Here is a 15,001-nt window from a genome sequence, read left to right on the forward strand (position 1 = left end):
GCCTCACTCTATCCCAGAAAGGATATCTTTATGAATATTAAGGAAATACCCGTGGGTAAAAACCCACCAGAAGATATTAATGTTATTGTAGAAGTCTCTCTTGGTGGTCAGCCAATAAAATATGAGATGGATAAAAAGTCGGGCGCATTATTTGTTGACCGTTTTCTTCATACATCGATGGTTTATCCCGGAAATTACGGTTTTGTCCCTCATACACTTTCAGATGATGGTGATCCTATTGATGTCCTTATCTGTAATACCCGTCCACTTATGCCTGGTTGTGTGATCAATGTTCGCCCCATCGGCGCTTTAATGATGGAAGATGATGGTGGTAAAGATGAAAAAATTATTGCCATTCCCACGACAAAATTAACAAAACGCTATATCAATATTCATGACTATACAGATCTGCCCGAGATTACACTCAAACAAATTGAACATTTCTTCAAACATTACAAAGATCTGGAACCTGGAAAATGGGCCAAAATTGAAGGATGGCGTGATAAAAGCTTTGCTTATGAATTGATTAAGCAAGCTGTTGAACGCAATAAAGAAATATAACAATTCTAATAAAATAAAGCCTGTTTTTTATAGGCTTTATTATTTATTTCTTCTACGAAATATACTCTGTGAAGGATTGCCATATCTGCTGTAGCTCTTCTAAATGTGTTGAAAAATAAAGTTGTTTGTAGCGAGATGTTGCGCCGCTTTTCAGAGAAATAGAAGAAGCTGAAATTTTCCACTTCTTCGCAAGAAATTTAATGAGCGCTCTATTTGCTTTTCCATCTTCAGGAACAGCACGAAGACGTATAACTAGATATCGTTTCTCACCATCCCTACATTCAACCCCTATTATTTTGTCAATAGATGATTTGGGAATGAGGTACACAAACAAAACCAAATTATTTTTATCAACTTGATAAAACATGTATTCGCCTCAAGTAATATTTCTATAGATACATGCTTGCGTAAGTGTGCCACATGAAAGTACGAATAAAATAAATAATAATGAATACCACAACAGGTGAAATATCAATTGTTCCAAAATTTGGTAAAATCCGTCGAATACGATTTAGAATGGGATTTGTAAGGTGATATAAAAAGTCTCTTATCAAAATAACAAAGCGATTGTGCGGATTTATGATATTAAAGACATAAAGCCAAGAAAAAACAACACTAGCAATTAGGATATCAATATAAATCTCAAAAATCAAATCAATTGCTCTAAGCAATGCATAAATCATGCGTTATCCCTTTCAATCAAGGAAACAGAAGAGCGTATAAAAGGCCTTCATTAAAGTAAATCTGTGTATCAAACAATGGTTTTATATTTAAATATTCTTTTTTCTTGAATAAAAACAAAAAACCAAATCCTTCATCTCTCTATTTAATGACGATGAAGCTAGAAAACAAATATCACAATTAAAAATAACGCGTAAAAATAGAAAAAATAGTAAATAATCTGAGAACTTTGAAAGCTTTAGAGATTCCTTATAGGATTAACCTTAAATCTCATCGCTTTAATTATTAATATAAAAAACGTACAAACTAAAAACAGCCTTAAAAGGCCGTTTTTAGTTTATTCTTTTAATTATTTCTGCAAAGCAGTTAAACGATTAAGAGCATTGCTAAAACCATTCAGCTGAACAAACAAATCATTCAAAGGTGGTTCACCTGCAGCAGCAATTGTCATCGCCAACTTTAATTGCTTTCCTGCACGTAAAGCTGCTACGTGACTTTTGTCAAAAACGACTGGTACCATGCAACCTGCTGGCACACAAGTCCTTATACCAGTTTCAATAACAGCCTTTCCTTCATCAACTTGCAAACGAACAGGTTTAGAAACCAAAATGCCAAAAGGAACGGTTAAACTACCTGATACAACACCCTCAGCATTGAGAATAAGGCTCATAGCCACAACAACACGCCCTTGCTCATTTACTTCTTGACGATGCATAAAGCAAACTTTTTTTCCTTCTTGTAACCCACAATTAATGGTCCACAAGCCATAGGTTTCAGTTAAAGAAGAAGCACCATTTGGTAATGTCTCTACTGCATCTTTTGCATCTTTTGGTGCAGAAGGCTTTGAACCTGTTGCAAATGCAACAGATGAAATACTCAAAAGAGTACAAACTATAAGTAAATTAAATAACTTTTTCATTTTATATCCCTGTTCTTTACATAAAAGAGAAACATATTTATTATTTATAAATTAATATAAAGCATCTCAATACAAAAAGCTTTCTTATAATCATATAGCTTTTATAACAACCGAAGGCTACCTCGAAATTCGCTAACAACTTTCATATAAACATGCTTTTTAAAAGAAACAACAATTAAAGGAAGGGTTTCTAGATCAACCCATTTCCATTGATCGAATTCCGCTTTATTGCCTTCTGGCGGCGGATTAATGGCAATTTCAGAAATCTCTCCCGTAAACTGAAAAGCAAACCATTTTTGCATTTGCCCACGATATTTATTGCTTAATGTGCACCCAACAAGTTCTTGTGGAAAATCATAGCAGAACCAATTTTGTGCTTCTTTAATCAACTTTACAGATCGAATACCGGTTTCTTCATAGAGTTCACGATATGCCGCATCTAATGGCTTTTCATCTTCATCAATCCCTCCTTGAGGAAGCTGCCAACGATGAGATATTTCAATATCTGCATGAACAGGCGTCATTAAACGACGCCCAACCCAAACTTTACCCTCATGATTAAAGACAACAATCCCAACACATTTGCGATAAGGAAGAGCCTTTAAATTAATACCCGCATCCATTTAATATTCCTCAAAAGTGCAAGCTATAGATATCATTTCTCACTTTAATATATCCTTATTGGGATCTGGTGGGAATGCTGCATTTGCCATTTCACCCCGTAACAGTTTATAAGCCTCATTCAATTGAATATCCTCTTTAGGGTCTTTCGGAACAAAAGCAGCTGAACCAGAGCCTTTATTACTTTCCCGTTTCCCTTTGATATGTCCTTTTAATGCAGACTCACCAACTTTTACATCATAACCCTTATATTTTTCAGGGAGTGGTTGCTCTACAATAATATCAGGTGTGATCCCTGTTCCTTGAATAGAAGTGCCAGATGGCGTGTAATAAAGTGCTGTTGTTAAGCGTAAAGCCCCATTTTCACCCAAAGGAATAATTGTTTGAACAGATCCTTTACCAAAAGACTGCGTCCCTAAAATTGTTGCACGGCGATGATCTTGTAGTGCACCTGCAACGATTTCAGAAGCACTTGCCGAACCACCATTAATGAGGACAATGAGCGGCTTTCCATTAGTGACATCACCTGGCTTCGCATCAAATCTCGTCACATCACTCTTTTTGCGCCCACGAGTCGACACAATCTCACCTTTATCGAGAAAAGCACTCGAAACATTAACAGCTTGATCTAAAAGCCCACCAGGATTAAGCCGTAAATCAAGGACATAACCTTTTAATTTATCCTCAGGAATTTGAGATTGGATATCTTTAATTGCCGCTAGAAGATTACCCAATGTCTGCTCAGAAAACTGAATAATTCTTAAATATCCAATGTCTCCCTCAACGCGATATTTCACCGCTTTCACTTTAATGATATCACGAACAATCTTAACTTCAAATGGCTTATCAACGCCAGAACGAATAATTGTCAAGGTAATTGGCGTTCCAGGAGCCCCTCGCATTTTATTAACAGCTTCATTCAATGTTTGACCATTCGTTTGTACGTCATCAATTTTTGAAATAAGGTCTCCTGATAAAATACCTGCTTTTGAAGCAGGTGTATCATCCATTGGAGAGACAACTTTAATTAAGTTTTTCTCCATAGTGACCTCAATACCAAGACCGCCAAATTCTCCTTTCGTAGAATCCCGCATGTCCTTGGCTTCTTCAGCATTCATATAAGATGAATGGGGATCAAGCGATGTAAGCATACCATTGATAGCATTTTCGATAAGCTTTTTATCATCTGGAACCGTCACGTACTGCATACGAACACGTTCAAAAATATCGCCAAATATAGCCAACTGCTTATACGCATTACCTTCATTGTTTGCAGCAACAGACTGCACCATAATCATTGAACTGGCGCCGAGCAATACCCCAGCGACCAAAAGAATAACTTTACGAATCATTTTGGCTCCTTCTCGTTTTTTCAGTCTGCCACCAAGGAGTTGGATTTATAGGTTTTCCCTGTTTTCTAAACTCAATGTAAAGCATTGGAGCAGTTTTGCCTATATCCAATGCAACACTATTCGCAATAAATTGCATCTCCATCATACCCAGAGGCTCTCCTGAAAGAACAAACTGCCCTTGTTTTACATTAATTTTCGACATTCCGGTAAGAATGATATGATAACCATTTCCAACATTGAGAATAATTAACTGTCCGTAAGAACGAAATGGCCCAGCAAAAGCAATAAAAGCATCCACAGGTGATATAACAACAGCACCTGACTCTGTTTCAATCGTTTCACCAAAGCGCGTAATCTGCGAATTATTATGAGAAAATCGAATTCTTTTCCCTGAAACAGGAAAAAGTAAAGAACCTTTTCGGCTTTCAAAATTCGACTGCTCTAACAATTGTAAATTTTTCCGTACCTGTATTGATGAATCAGAGCTAAATTTTGACTGACGATCAAGCTCTAAAATCAATTCTTCCAAAGACTGCGCTTTTTTAGCAAGAGAAATATTTTCTTGTTGCTGTTCTGTAAGTTCTTTTTCTGATTTTTCTTGTAGTTTGTTTTTTTTGTCTAATAAAAGCTCTAGACGTTTTCGCTGCTCTGCTTGATTTTGCAGTTTTGTCTTTAATGCGGTATATTCCATGGTAATGGAATTGCTTAAATTGGTCAACTCCTTGAGTTTCTCTGTTAAATCTCGTGTTTTCTCTTGCATCTGAGGAATAACAGCGCCTAATAAAACAGAACTACGCATAGAAGCCAACACATCCTCTGGCTGTATCATAAGAGCAGGAGGCGGATTCAATCCCATACGTTCCAAAATTGCAAGAACTTCCGCAAATTCAGCACGACGACTTTTTAAACTTTGATAGACTTGTACCCGCTGTTCTATCATTTTCTTAAGCTTTTCTTCCCTTTTAGCAATATCATCTGCTACTGTACGTTCTTCTTTAGCCGCTTTTATAAGTGCATCACTCAAAACACGTTGATCTTTTTTTAAATGCTCAACTTGACGCGTAAGAATAGTAACACGCTCACGCGAAAGTGAAATATTTTGGCGAATTTCTCCCAATGCTTTATGTGCCGCCGTACTACTCATTGTATCTTCCGCATGCGATGCAGAAAAGCAAAAAAACATACTCAAGAGCAATACCACAAATATCACGCATTCCCCATATAAATATTGCATCTTTTTATGAAGAAGCTTTTTCATTTGCACAACCATTACAGCTCATCATATACATTAAAGATGCTTTAAATGGTGTCGGCTAAAACAATATTAATAAATAGATAAATAAGTACTAAAAATTGCACAAAAATATTAAAAACGATGATACGGATGATGATTTGCAATTGTTACAGCACGATAAAGTTGTTCTGCAAGAAGAATGCGCGCAATTTGATGTGGCCACGTCATAAAACCAAAAGATAAAAGAAAATCAGCACGATTTCTTATCTGTTCATTATGCCCATCTGGCCCCCCCAAAGCAATAATGACATCTCGAATGCCTTCATCACGATAAAACCCTAATTTTTCAGCAAAAGCAGCTGAAGAAATCGACTCTCCGCGCTCATCTAACACAATTAATTGATATTTTTCAGGCAAAAATTCAATGAGTCTCTTCCCCTCTTCCTCCATACGCTGACACGCTGTTTGAGCACGACTTTCTGATATCTCGTGTAACTTTTTTAAATGAAATCCTACAGCACCAGAACTTTTAGAAAAACGATCCAAATAATGTTGAACCAATGTTTGCTCTGCCCCACTTTTCATACGACCAACCGCAAAAATAGAAATTTGCATTTTAATGATCTCCGAAAAGAACCGATGTTGTATTGTTTAAATCCGGAGTCAGCCACATCTTTTCTAAATTATAAAAAAGACGAATTTCCGGACGAAAAAGATGAATGATAATATCACCTGTATCAATCAATACCCAATCGCCTCCCGCAAGACCTTCTACGCGTGCGAGGCCTTGCCCACTGTCTTTCCAAATGCGTAATAAATGATCAGCAACAGAAGATATATGACGCTGCGAATGCGCTGAAGCTATAACCATATAATCAGCCAAAGATGACTTCCCTTGAATATCAATAGCAACAATATCTTCTGCTTTTATATCTTCTAAACTCTTGAGAATAATTTCAAGACTATCATTCACAGAAAAAACTTCTTTTTCTTTAGAAGATCTAATATCGTAAGAATATTTGTGTACAATGTTTTTCAGATTAATATCCTTTCTTATCGTTGTGTAATGTCAAAAAGAGACTTCTTTAGAAAGAAGCAGAATCTTATAAATTGTTCAAGAAAAATTATTCTTCTCCAAACGAAGGTTTGTTGAAGATTGAAAAGATAAAGGTCCATGCAAATAAGTCCAAACTGGCGGTTTTATAAAAGGTAAGCGCCCACTTTCTCTCTCATCCAAACGAAATCGGCGATAAATCTGTGCCATAGGAGAAAAGAGTGCCGACCTATTGCCTAAAGGACGATCAATAATCGCAATAGGAAGCATAGAGACAATATCACGCCATCGATACCAATGATGTATCGTTGTAAAACTATCCGCTCCCATAATCCATACAAAATTTACACCACTGTAATGGGTAAGAATATGGAAAATTGTATCTACCGATACTTTGCTCCCTATAGCTTTTTCAAAACCTGTCAAGCGAATTTTCGGATGGTCAATAAGTTTAAAACTTAATCGCATTCTCTCCTCTAAAGGGAGTAACTGTGTACAATCCTTTAAAGGATTGCCTGGACTAACCATCCACCATAACTGATCAAGATGTAAACGCCGAATGGCAATTTTTGCAACGAGAAGGTGCCCCGCATGCGGCGGATTAAAAGAACCACCAAAAAGACCTACAACATTAGATCTTTCAACATGTGGCATACGATTTTTCCATGGAAAAAATGGGCTTTTCAAACTCTAACCTGACCATTTCCTTTAACATGATATTGAAATGATGTTAGCTGTTCAACGCCTATGGGACCACGTGCATGCATTTTTCCTGTTGCGATACCAATTTCCATTCCAAAACCAAATTCACCTCCATCAGCAAATTGTGTAGATGCATTGTGTAATAAAATAGCTGAATCTAAATGATTAAAAAAGATCTTCACCACTTCCAAATCCTCAGCAATAACCGATTCCGTATGTCCTGATGAATAACGCTTGATATGAGCAATAGCTCCCTCAACCCCCTCAACCGTTTTAACAGAAAGAATAGCATCAAGATATTCATGTGACCAATCTTCTTCAGAGGCTAATTTTACATCTGGCATAAGAAACGCGATATCCTCTGTTGCGCGGATTTCACAACCCTTCTCCTGTAAAGCCGTCAAAACAGGAAGAAACTTTTTTAATGCTTGACTGTCAATGAGAACTGTCTCAACAGCACCACATATCCCAGTCCGACGCAACTTCGCATTTAAAACAATATTGCGCGCCATATCTAAATCTGCCGATTTATCAATATAAATATGACAAAGCCCCTCTAAATGGGCAAAAATTGGAATACGTGCATCAGACTGAACGCGAGCAACAAGACTCTTTCCACCACGTGGTACGATCACATCAATCGCTCCATCCAATCCTTTGAGCATTTCCCCAACGGCAGCGCGATCTGTCGTTTCAACCATTTGAATCGCATCTTTAGGTAAACCAGAGCGCTCTAATCCTTGTACCAACGCACAATGAAGTGCATGTGAAGAATGAAAACTATCCGAACCACCGCGCAAAATCGCAGCATTGCCCGCTTTTAAACACAAAGCACTCGCATCAATTGTAACATTTGGGCGACTCTCATAAATAATGCCAATTACACCAAGAGGTGTTCTTACACGACTTATATGAAGCCCATTGGGACGTGTCCACGCACTTATGACCTGCCCAACAGGATCAGATAAATGAGCAACTTGACGAACACTATCTATCATTGCACCCAAACGCAATTCATCTAATCTAAGCCGATCAATCATTGCTGCTTTCAAATTATTCTGAGCAGCCTTCTCTAAATCCAAACAATTCGCCCGTAAAATTTCATCTGAGTAAGCCTCTAGGCTTAAAGCGATCATTTCTAATGCATTGTTCTTTTGCTCAGAAGAAGCAACAGCCAATGCTGCAGCGGCATAGCGTGCTTTTTGTCCCATATCTTTCATTTTTTCTTCTAAAGTCATCGTATCATCCACTCTGCCAAAATAATAAAAACAAAAGTAACTTTTTTAAACAGAATTGATCAAGCAACGTACAATCATATCATTACGATGCACCATAGCAGAGCGCGCCTCATACCCAAGAATAGCTTCAATTTCTTCACTTTTATGTCCTATAATGCGTACAGCCTCATCTTTGTCGTAGCTTACAAGTCCACGCGCAATCTCAACTCCATCTGTACCAACAATTGCAACCGTATCCCCACGCTGGAAATTTCCCTCCACGCTAATAACCCCTGCTGCTAATAACGATTTTCCTGTTTCAAGAGCCCTAATGGCTCCTTGATCAATCGTCAAAACACCAGATGGATCTAAATGACCAGAAATCCATGTTTTCCAAGCATTGACAGATTTCTTACTTGCCGCAAAAAAACTCTTGCGTTCACCTTTGTCAATTGCAGCAAGGGGATTCATACGTTTGCCTGAGGTGATAATCATCGCCGTTCCAGCAGCATTAGCTATTTTTCCGGCATCAAGCTTAGTCTTCATTCCTCCCCGCGAAAACTCTGAAGCAGCAACATCTGCCATTTTTTCGATATCATGCGTAATGGATGCAACAAAAGGTATAAATTCAGCCGTAGGATCTCTATGGGGAGACTTTGTATAAAGACCATCAATATCAGACAAAAGTATTAAAAGATCTGCCCTCACCATTGTTGCCACACGTGCAGCTAAACGGTCATTATCACCATAACGAATTTCAGTTGTCGCAACAGTATCATTCTCATTAATAACAGGCACAGCTCCCAAATATAAAAGCATCTCAATCGTTGCACGTGCATTGAGATAACGCCTTCGCTCCTCCGTGTCAAATAAAGTGAGCAAAATTTGGCCTGTTTTGAGCCCATGTTGAGCAAGCGCATCACCATAGGTTTTCGCTAACTCAATTTGCCCCAAAGCAGCACATGCCTGACTTTCTTCCAATTTCAAAGCCCCCTTAGGAAGCTGTAGCAATGTCCTTCCTAAAGCAATAGCCCCCGAAGACACCAATAATATCTCTACACCTTTTTTGTGTAATCCAACAACATCACTGATCAAGCTTTTAAGCCATTCAACCCGTAACCCTGTCTGAGGATCAACCAAAAGTGCAGATCCAATTTTGACCACGATACGTTTATAGTGTGTGAGTTTTTGCAATCCAACAGCCATCTCAATCAATCCTGCTATCCCCACCGTTCTCCTCTTTACGTGACATTTCAATAATACGTGCACCAGCACGCAGCACATTTTCTAAACCTTCGCGACTAACCGCAGAAAACATCATAACAGGTTGATCCGTTACTCTTTGTAAAGCTTCCTGTTTCGTTTTACGCTCGTCAACCGTGAGCGTATCTATTTGGCTTAAAGCGACAATTTCAGTCTTATTACTTAGATTGTTTCCATAAGACTCAAGTTCATGACGCACAATTTGATATGCCTTTGCTACATCTTCTTCTTGAGCAGAAATCAGATGAAGAAGTACACGACAACGTTCCACATGTCCTAAAAAACGATCTCCAATTCCCACACCTTCATGAGCTCCTTCGATCAACCCCGGAATATCAGCCAAAACAAATTCACGACCATCAATTCGTACAACACCAAGATGAGGATGTAGAGTGGTAAAAGGATAATCTGCAACTTTTGGCTTTGCAGCCGTCACAGAAGCTAAAAAAGTCGATTTCCCAGCATTTGGTAAACCAACAAGTCCCGCATCAGCAATTAACTTCAAACGAAGCCATATTGCACGCTCTTCTCCAGACAAACCTGGATTTGCACGACGCGGTGCCCGATTTGTCGATGTTGTAAAGTGAAGATTGCCAAAACCGCCATTCCCGCCTTTTGCAAGGCGATAGCGCTGTCCCACTTCCGTTAAATCACAGATTAACGTTGTATTATCTTCTTCAAAAATTTGTGTCCCAACCGGAACTTTAAGGATGACATCATCACCCTTCTCACCCGTCATATTACGCCCCTTGCCATGTCCCCCTGTTTTTGCTTTAAAATGCTGTTGGTAGCGATAATCAATCAGCGTGTTAAGCCCATCAACAACAAGCGCCCAGACATCACCTCCCCGCCCCCCATTCCCCCCATCAGGCCCCCCAAATTCTATGAATTTTTCACGGCGAAATGATACTGCTCCGGAACCTCCATTACCAGAACGAATATAAACTTTAGCTTGATCAAGAAATTTCATTGGAAGCGCTCACTGAGGAATCAATCTTTCTACCTCTATAGGCAATATATTAATTTTACCAGTTTTTCATCATTGTTAACAGAGAAACTCTAAATATCTCTGAATAACTATTTGAAAAAATCATCATACTTAAATACATACGTAAAGTTAAGCTTTTTCAAATACGTAAGTAAAGTTAAGTCTTCTTAAAAGAAGGTGCTATTCTTGTATTTTTGTTTTTCCCTTAAATTCAAGCGCTAAAAGATAAAGCTCCACTGATTCCGATCGGCTTGCGGGTGGTTTAACATGATAGACTTTTTTAAAATGCTGTTTTAGTATTGTGAGAAGAGTGTTTTCTGCTCCACCTTGAAAAGCCTTTGCCAAAAAATGCCCACCAGGTTTTAGAACAGAAAGAGCAAAATCAGCAGCAACTTCACATAAATAAATCGTTCTTAAATGATCTGTTTGACGATGTCCTGTTGTTGGTGCAGCCATATCAGAAAGCACAACATCCGGCTTTGTTCCTAAAGCATCAATTAATTTCTGCGGTGCATCTGCATGTAAAAAATCCATTTCCAGCATCACAACCCCAGGCAACGGATCAACATGCAAATAATCAATACCAACCACGCTAGGCTTTTCATCACTTGACCCTACTATATGCCCAGCCACCTGACACCATCCCCCAGGTGCTGCTCCTAGATCAATAACCTTTTGGCCTTTTTTCAAAAAACTATAACGCTCATTAATTTCAATGAGTTTATAAGCCGCACGCGAACGATAACCATCTACTTTTGATTGATGAACATAAGGATCATTCAAATGCCTCTCTAACCATCGCCGTGATGAAGCTTTAATGGTTCCTGCTTTCTTTTTTACGCGCTGATATAATTCATGTGACCCTGAACCTCCATAGCCACCCTTGGGTGTTTTTGTTGTTTTTTTCATCGTTATTCATTGTCTCCATATTTAATTCTCTAACGCTTGAAATCTCTGCTCTTTCTATGACGACACCATACACCATCGCGTAACATCAGCTCTATCAAAATTCCTTCCCTTAATCCACGATCAGCAACCCTTAAACGCTGACTTGGCCAAACTTCTCGAATAACATCTAAAATTGCACAACCAGCTAAAACTAAATCTGCTCTCTCTCGCCCAATAAAAGGACTTATTACGCGTTTTTCTATATCCCATGATAATAGGCGTTTTGTCATAAGAGTAATGTCTGCATCATTCATCCAAATGCCATCCACTTTTCTTCTATCATAACGCTCTAAATTAAGATACATTCCTGCTAAAGTCGTAACTGTACCAGAGGTTCCCAAAAGATGAAACTTCGAACCTTGAGCTAACTCTCCTAATTTATGACGATCTGAAAAATTATTTAACAACCTTCGCACATAGCTTTTCATTTTTTCAAAATCGTCTAAACTAATATTATTTCCTCCAAAACATTCAGCAAGTGTAACAACACCAACAGGAAGAGAAGTCCAAGCGATAATCTGTCCAGCTAAACGGAAAGAACGTTTTTGAGAAACATCAAGAAGAACAATTTCTGATGATCCTCCTCCAATATCAAAAAGCACAATTGCATCAATATTTGGCTCAACAAGCGTACTGCACCCTGTAACCGCAAAACGCGCTTCTGTTTGCCGATCAACAATTTCCAATTCAAGACCTGTTTCATCCAAAACACGCTGAATAAAATGCCTACCATTTTCCGCTGAACGGCAAGCTTCCGTTGCAATCAAACGATAACGCTTAATATGCCTTTGTTTTAACTTTAAATGACAAATCTTTAATGCTTCAATCGCACGATCCATAGCTTGCGTACTAAGAAAACCGTTATTTATTAAACCTTCTCCCAATCGTACAATACGAGAAAAAGCATCAACAACACGAAAATATCCAGGTTTACTGGGAGATGCGATAAGAAGACGACAATTATTCGTTCCCAGATCAAGCGCCGCATAAAGAGATGGAGATTTTACTGGATGGAACCGTCGAAGAAAAGGTGCTTTGAGTTTTTTTGTTTTTTGAGCTCCTATCATTGTCTGACCATGAAACTCAAAAGCTGTTTCCGATTGAATAAAAACCTGTTTCTGTTTACAATGTTTTTTTCTCTGTTGTCCCTTTATATCAACAAATATGGAGCGTGCCTCTGTTCGTGACAATGCAGAACGATTGTTTTTATTACTACCACACGGATCATAGAACTGATCTGCTTCAGTATTGCATGTTTCTCCTCGCTCTGACTCTTTTGAACCATAATTTAACGGGGTCATTTCTCTCATCCCTTGAGCGTTTCCCCCAATAAATAAACGCAAAAACTCTTCTACTCACTCCTAAATAAAGCAACAAAGCAGCATCAAATGATAGATACAAGAAACCATTCCTTCTTTTTCTATCATCAAAATTTTCTACGCTAGCATTATTCAGATTTTTGTATAATCTTTTGGTCGTTTCCATGAAATCATGCTTCTTTTTATGAACTTAAAACTATAAATTAATCGTTTACGTTCATATCAGTTTTTGTAAATTATGCTCTTTTTCATACCATCACGGAGTATACCTCTATTGTAACAAACCAGCACTATCATATTATCTGCTGACTCCTAATGTTACAAAAACCTATATATTGAAATAGTTTATAAGAAGAATTTTTACTTTTTTCTTCAATAGCTTTCTCCACACACTAGCCTCGTTTGACGAAACAACTTTGATTATATTGGAATAAAAGTTCCGTAGTACTACAAAATGCAACTACAATAGCTGTTATCTCGTGAATACAAAGAAAAACTATCGTTCAAAAAATTCTCTAGGATTATAAATTTATCTATTATTACAACACTTCAATTGAAAAATATTAATGCTTAATCAGATTACTCTAAAAATCCATATGAAGTTAAAAAATTTAGCCTACTCATTATTGTAAGGAAAACGTATTTTTATTTATTTAAAATTGAGTATTTCTAACAATTTTTTACTTCTAGTAACTAACGCAATCACTCTCTAAGCTTTGTGAAAAACTCTAACTTTATTTTCTATTACACATAAATCACTTATTGTGACTTTATATTCATAAAATTCCTACTCTTTTGAAGAAATCACTTCTATAGCATATTACATAAAACTTCTTACTTATCTTATCCTATAATTCACATAAAAAAAATATAACACAACGAGTTATGAAAAATGACTCTTGTTAAAATCACTCGATGTTTCTAAGGACGCAAAGAATTAAGTGCTGCATTTAATCCTTTAAATGGTACAGTAAAAGAAAATACCTTTCCCTCTTTAAGCTTATAGGAAATACGTACTTTATTGTTCTGCTCTATTTGTTTAGTAAAAACTGGCCCTATAGATGATTGTGCCAAACAAACTGTTTCATTACATTGTGTATAATGAATAAGAACAGGTTTTTTATCACCTTTCACAAACATTTGAATTGGAACATTTATATCAGAATTTGGCAATGTTCGAAAAAGCATTACTGCTTGACCATTTGTCGTAGAAACAAGAGACCAACTAAAAACGGTATTTCCTTCCTGATCATGAACAGTCTGTGTTACATTACATATACCTTGCTTGAGCTTTTGTTTTTCATCACAAATCAAAGTCCAATCATAAAACTGCATAATAATTCGACGTGTTTCACCAGGTTCACCCTTAGGTACCGACAAATGCGGTGGATGCACCGTATAAGTATTATTGTTCTCATTAGCAAAGCTTTCGCCCTTGCCTATTAAGGCAAGAGCAAACAGCACCTTCACTAATATATTTCTCTTTTTTATAATAATAGTCATTTTCTCTATTATCATCTCAACCTCAGAGTAATCCCAGCGCCTATGCCCCAATGACCTCCAGCACTCGTAATAGATACATTCGAGCGGATATTTCCATCTTCAGATGTATAACCAGCACCAATAGCAAATGCCGATTGACTCCGCCACAAACCACTACCAAATGAGACACTTAAGGATCCTGGTATATCATAGTAACGTAAATTAGACACAGCCAAACCAATAGCAGCTGCTTGCCTTGCCTCCTTGCGGACATCTTCAATGGCATAATTTAACGTCTCAAATTTCATATCTGTATAAGATTTCGACTCGTTAAGACTATCATTGACAAGACTACTAACTTTATCATCCGTATATTTCTTCGCATCGTCAAGAACTATCTTCATCTGCTCTTCAGTATAATCATGCAACTGACCACCATTAACAGCTTCCTTAGAACCTGTCTCAATCTTACCATCCCCTACATTGTCTATCAAGACAGGCTCGCTGTCATTCCCACCCACCAACGTGATGCTATTGGTCTTCTTACCCTCCGCATCTTTGTCATAGTTAACAGCTCCATCTGTAACCGCAGTTTCAATATCTTTAACATGTTGGTCTAGCTTATCTACCTTATGATCAACCTCGTTGACCTTCTCGTTC

The 15,001-nt window shown here is 37.7% G+C and carries 17 protein-coding genes; 1 reads left to right on the plus strand and 16 read right to left on the minus strand.

The annotated features are described in order from the left end of the window. Positions 1–30 precede the first annotated feature (30 nt). A complete protein-coding gene (gene ppa, locus ACFIMQ_RS04620) occupies positions 31–561 on the plus strand; it encodes an inorganic diphosphatase (protein ID WP_375616475.1) in 531 nt (176 codons plus the stop codon). Positions 562–613: 52 nt separating this feature from the next. Here ppa and ACFIMQ_RS04625 read toward each other — a convergent pair whose 3' ends face one another. The 16 genes from ACFIMQ_RS04625 to ACFIMQ_RS04700 form a co-directional block, all read right to left on the minus strand. Continuing rightward, a complete protein-coding gene (locus ACFIMQ_RS04625) occupies positions 614–928 on the minus strand; it encodes a DUF167 domain-containing protein (RefSeq protein ID WP_375703498.1) in 315 nt (104 codons plus the stop codon). Positions 929–950: 22 nt separating this feature from the next. Next, on the minus strand, positions 951–1,244 hold the full coding sequence (locus ACFIMQ_RS04630) for a YggT family protein (RefSeq protein ID WP_375616477.1): 294 nt from the start codon (positions 1,242–1,244) through the stop codon (positions 951–953). A gap of 347 nt (positions 1,245–1,591) precedes the next feature. After that, the gene (locus ACFIMQ_RS04635; protein WP_375616478.1) at positions 1,592–2,161 is read right to left on the minus strand and encodes an invasion associated locus B family protein; all 570 of its coding nucleotides are present in this window, start codon (positions 2,159–2,161) and stop codon (positions 1,592–1,594) included. Between the two features lie 101 nt (positions 2,162–2,262). Next, positions 2,263–2,784, minus strand: coding sequence for an RNA pyrophosphohydrolase (locus ACFIMQ_RS04640; RefSeq protein WP_375609171.1), 522 nt, complete (start codon positions 2,782–2,784; stop codon positions 2,263–2,265). A 39-nt stretch (positions 2,785–2,823) separates the two neighbouring features. Further along, positions 2,824–4,134, minus strand: coding sequence for a S41 family peptidase (locus ACFIMQ_RS04645; RefSeq protein WP_375609170.1), 1,311 nt, complete (start codon positions 4,132–4,134; stop codon positions 2,824–2,826). Next, positions 4,124–5,404, minus strand: coding sequence for a murein hydrolase activator EnvC family protein (locus ACFIMQ_RS04650; RefSeq protein ID WP_375616479.1), 1,281 nt, complete (start codon positions 5,402–5,404; stop codon positions 4,124–4,126). Before ACFIMQ_RS04650 ends, ACFIMQ_RS04645 begins: the two co-directional genes overlap by 11 nt. A gap of 96 nt (positions 5,405–5,500) precedes the next feature. Further along, positions 5,501–5,983, minus strand: a complete 483-nt coding sequence (gene rlmH, locus ACFIMQ_RS04655; RefSeq protein ID WP_375616480.1) for a 23S rRNA (pseudouridine(1915)-N(3))-methyltransferase RlmH — start codon at positions 5,981–5,983, stop codon at positions 5,501–5,503. A 1-nt stretch (position 5,984) separates the two neighbouring features. Next, positions 5,985–6,413 carry a ribosome silencing factor gene (gene rsfS, locus ACFIMQ_RS04660; RefSeq protein ID WP_375616494.1) on the minus strand — a complete coding sequence of 143 codons (429 nt, stop codon included), beginning with the start codon at positions 6,411–6,413 and terminating at the stop codon, positions 5,985–5,987. A 69-nt stretch (positions 6,414–6,482) separates the two neighbouring features. Then, on the minus strand, positions 6,483–7,076 hold the full coding sequence (locus tag ACFIMQ_RS04665) for a nicotinate-nucleotide adenylyltransferase (RefSeq protein WP_375703499.1): 594 nt from the start codon (positions 7,074–7,076) through the stop codon (positions 6,483–6,485). 29 nt (positions 7,077–7,105) lie between these two features. Beyond that, on the minus strand, positions 7,106–8,362 hold the full coding sequence (locus ACFIMQ_RS04670) for a glutamate-5-semialdehyde dehydrogenase (RefSeq protein ID WP_375703500.1): 1,257 nt from the start codon (positions 8,360–8,362) through the stop codon (positions 7,106–7,108). Between the two features lie 45 nt (positions 8,363–8,407). Further along, positions 8,408–9,547 (minus strand): glutamate 5-kinase, encoded by a 1,140-nt coding sequence (gene proB / locus ACFIMQ_RS04675; protein WP_375616495.1) that lies wholly within the window; start codon positions 9,545–9,547, stop codon positions 8,408–8,410. Position 9,548: 1 nt separating this feature from the next. Beyond that, the gene (gene obgE / locus ACFIMQ_RS04680) at positions 9,549–10,574 is read right to left on the minus strand and encodes a GTPase ObgE (protein WP_375616483.1); all 1,026 of its coding nucleotides are present in this window, start codon (positions 10,572–10,574) and stop codon (positions 9,549–9,551) included. A 198-nt stretch (positions 10,575–10,772) separates the two neighbouring features. Further along, positions 10,773–11,501 carry an RlmE family RNA methyltransferase gene (locus tag ACFIMQ_RS04685; RefSeq protein WP_375703501.1) on the minus strand — a complete coding sequence of 243 codons (729 nt, stop codon included), beginning with the start codon at positions 11,499–11,501 and terminating at the stop codon, positions 10,773–10,775. Positions 11,502–11,530: 29 nt separating this feature from the next. Next, entirely contained in the window at positions 11,531–12,841 is a 1,311-nt protein-coding gene (locus ACFIMQ_RS04690; protein ID WP_375616485.1) for a Ppx/GppA phosphatase family protein, read from the minus strand. Positions 12,842–13,780: 939 nt separating this feature from the next. Then, positions 13,781–14,377 (minus strand): invasion associated locus B family protein, encoded by a 597-nt coding sequence (locus tag ACFIMQ_RS04695; protein ID WP_375616486.1) that lies wholly within the window; start codon positions 14,375–14,377, stop codon positions 13,781–13,783. Next, positions 14,374–15,001, minus strand: a 628-nt coding sequence (locus tag ACFIMQ_RS04700; protein WP_375616487.1) for a YadA-like family protein, incomplete at its 5' end; no start/stop codon positions are given. The genes ACFIMQ_RS04700 and ACFIMQ_RS04695, both read right to left, overlap by 4 nt.

The organism is Bartonella sp. AD13SXNS (assembly GCF_042196465.1).
Taxonomy (GTDB): Bacteria; Pseudomonadota; Alphaproteobacteria; order Rhizobiales; family Rhizobiaceae; genus Bartonella.

What these genes read in the sequence shown, in the direction of transcription:
- obgE (WP_375616483.1), bottom strand. Translation starts at nt 10,574, where the DNA reads ATGAAATTTCTTGATCAAGCTAAAGTTTATATTCGTTCTGGTAATGGA.
- ACFIMQ_RS04690 (WP_375616485.1), bottom strand. Translation starts at nt 12,841, where the DNA reads ATGACCCCGTTAAATTATGGTTCAAAAGAGTCAGAGCGAGGAGAAACA.
- proB (WP_375616495.1), bottom strand. Translation starts at nt 9,547, where the DNA reads ATGGCTGTTGGATTGCAAAAACTCACACACTATAAACGTATCGTGGTC.
- ACFIMQ_RS04630 (WP_375616477.1), bottom strand. Translation starts at nt 1,244, where the DNA reads ATGATTTATGCATTGCTTAGAGCAATTGATTTGATTTTTGAGATTTAT.
- ACFIMQ_RS04645 (WP_375609170.1), bottom strand. Translation starts at nt 4,134, where the DNA reads ATGATTCGTAAAGTTATTCTTTTGGTCGCTGGGGTATTGCTCGGCGCC.
- rlmH (WP_375616480.1), bottom strand. Translation starts at nt 5,983, where the DNA reads ATGCAAATTTCTATTTTTGCGGTTGGTCGTATGAAAAGTGGGGCAGAG.
- ACFIMQ_RS04670 (WP_375703500.1), bottom strand. Translation starts at nt 8,362, where the DNA reads ATGACTTTAGAAGAAAAAATGAAAGATATGGGACAAAAAGCACGCTAT.
- ACFIMQ_RS04640 (WP_375609171.1), bottom strand. Translation starts at nt 2,784, where the DNA reads ATGGATGCGGGTATTAATTTAAAGGCTCTTCCTTATCGCAAATGTGTT.
- ACFIMQ_RS04695 (WP_375616486.1), bottom strand. Translation starts at nt 14,377, where the DNA reads ATGATAATAGAGAAAATGACTATTATTATAAAAAAGAGAAATATATTA.
- ACFIMQ_RS04665 (WP_375703499.1), bottom strand. Translation starts at nt 7,076, where the DNA reads ATGCCACATGTTGAAAGATCTAATGTTGTAGGTCTTTTTGGTGGTTCT.
- ACFIMQ_RS04635 (WP_375616478.1), bottom strand. Translation starts at nt 2,161, where the DNA reads ATGAAAAAGTTATTTAATTTACTTATAGTTTGTACTCTTTTGAGTATT.
- ACFIMQ_RS04625 (WP_375703498.1), bottom strand. Translation starts at nt 928, where the DNA reads ATGTTTTATCAAGTTGATAAAAATAATTTGGTTTTGTTTGTGTACCTC.
- ACFIMQ_RS04650 (WP_375616479.1), bottom strand. Translation starts at nt 5,404, where the DNA reads ATGGTTGTGCAAATGAAAAAGCTTCTTCATAAAAAGATGCAATATTTA.
- ppa (WP_375616475.1), top strand. Translation starts at nt 31, where the DNA reads ATGAATATTAAGGAAATACCCGTGGGTAAAAACCCACCAGAAGATATT.
- ACFIMQ_RS04685 (WP_375703501.1), bottom strand. Translation starts at nt 11,501, where the DNA reads ATGAAAAAAACAACAAAAACACCCAAGGGTGGCTATGGAGGTTCAGGG.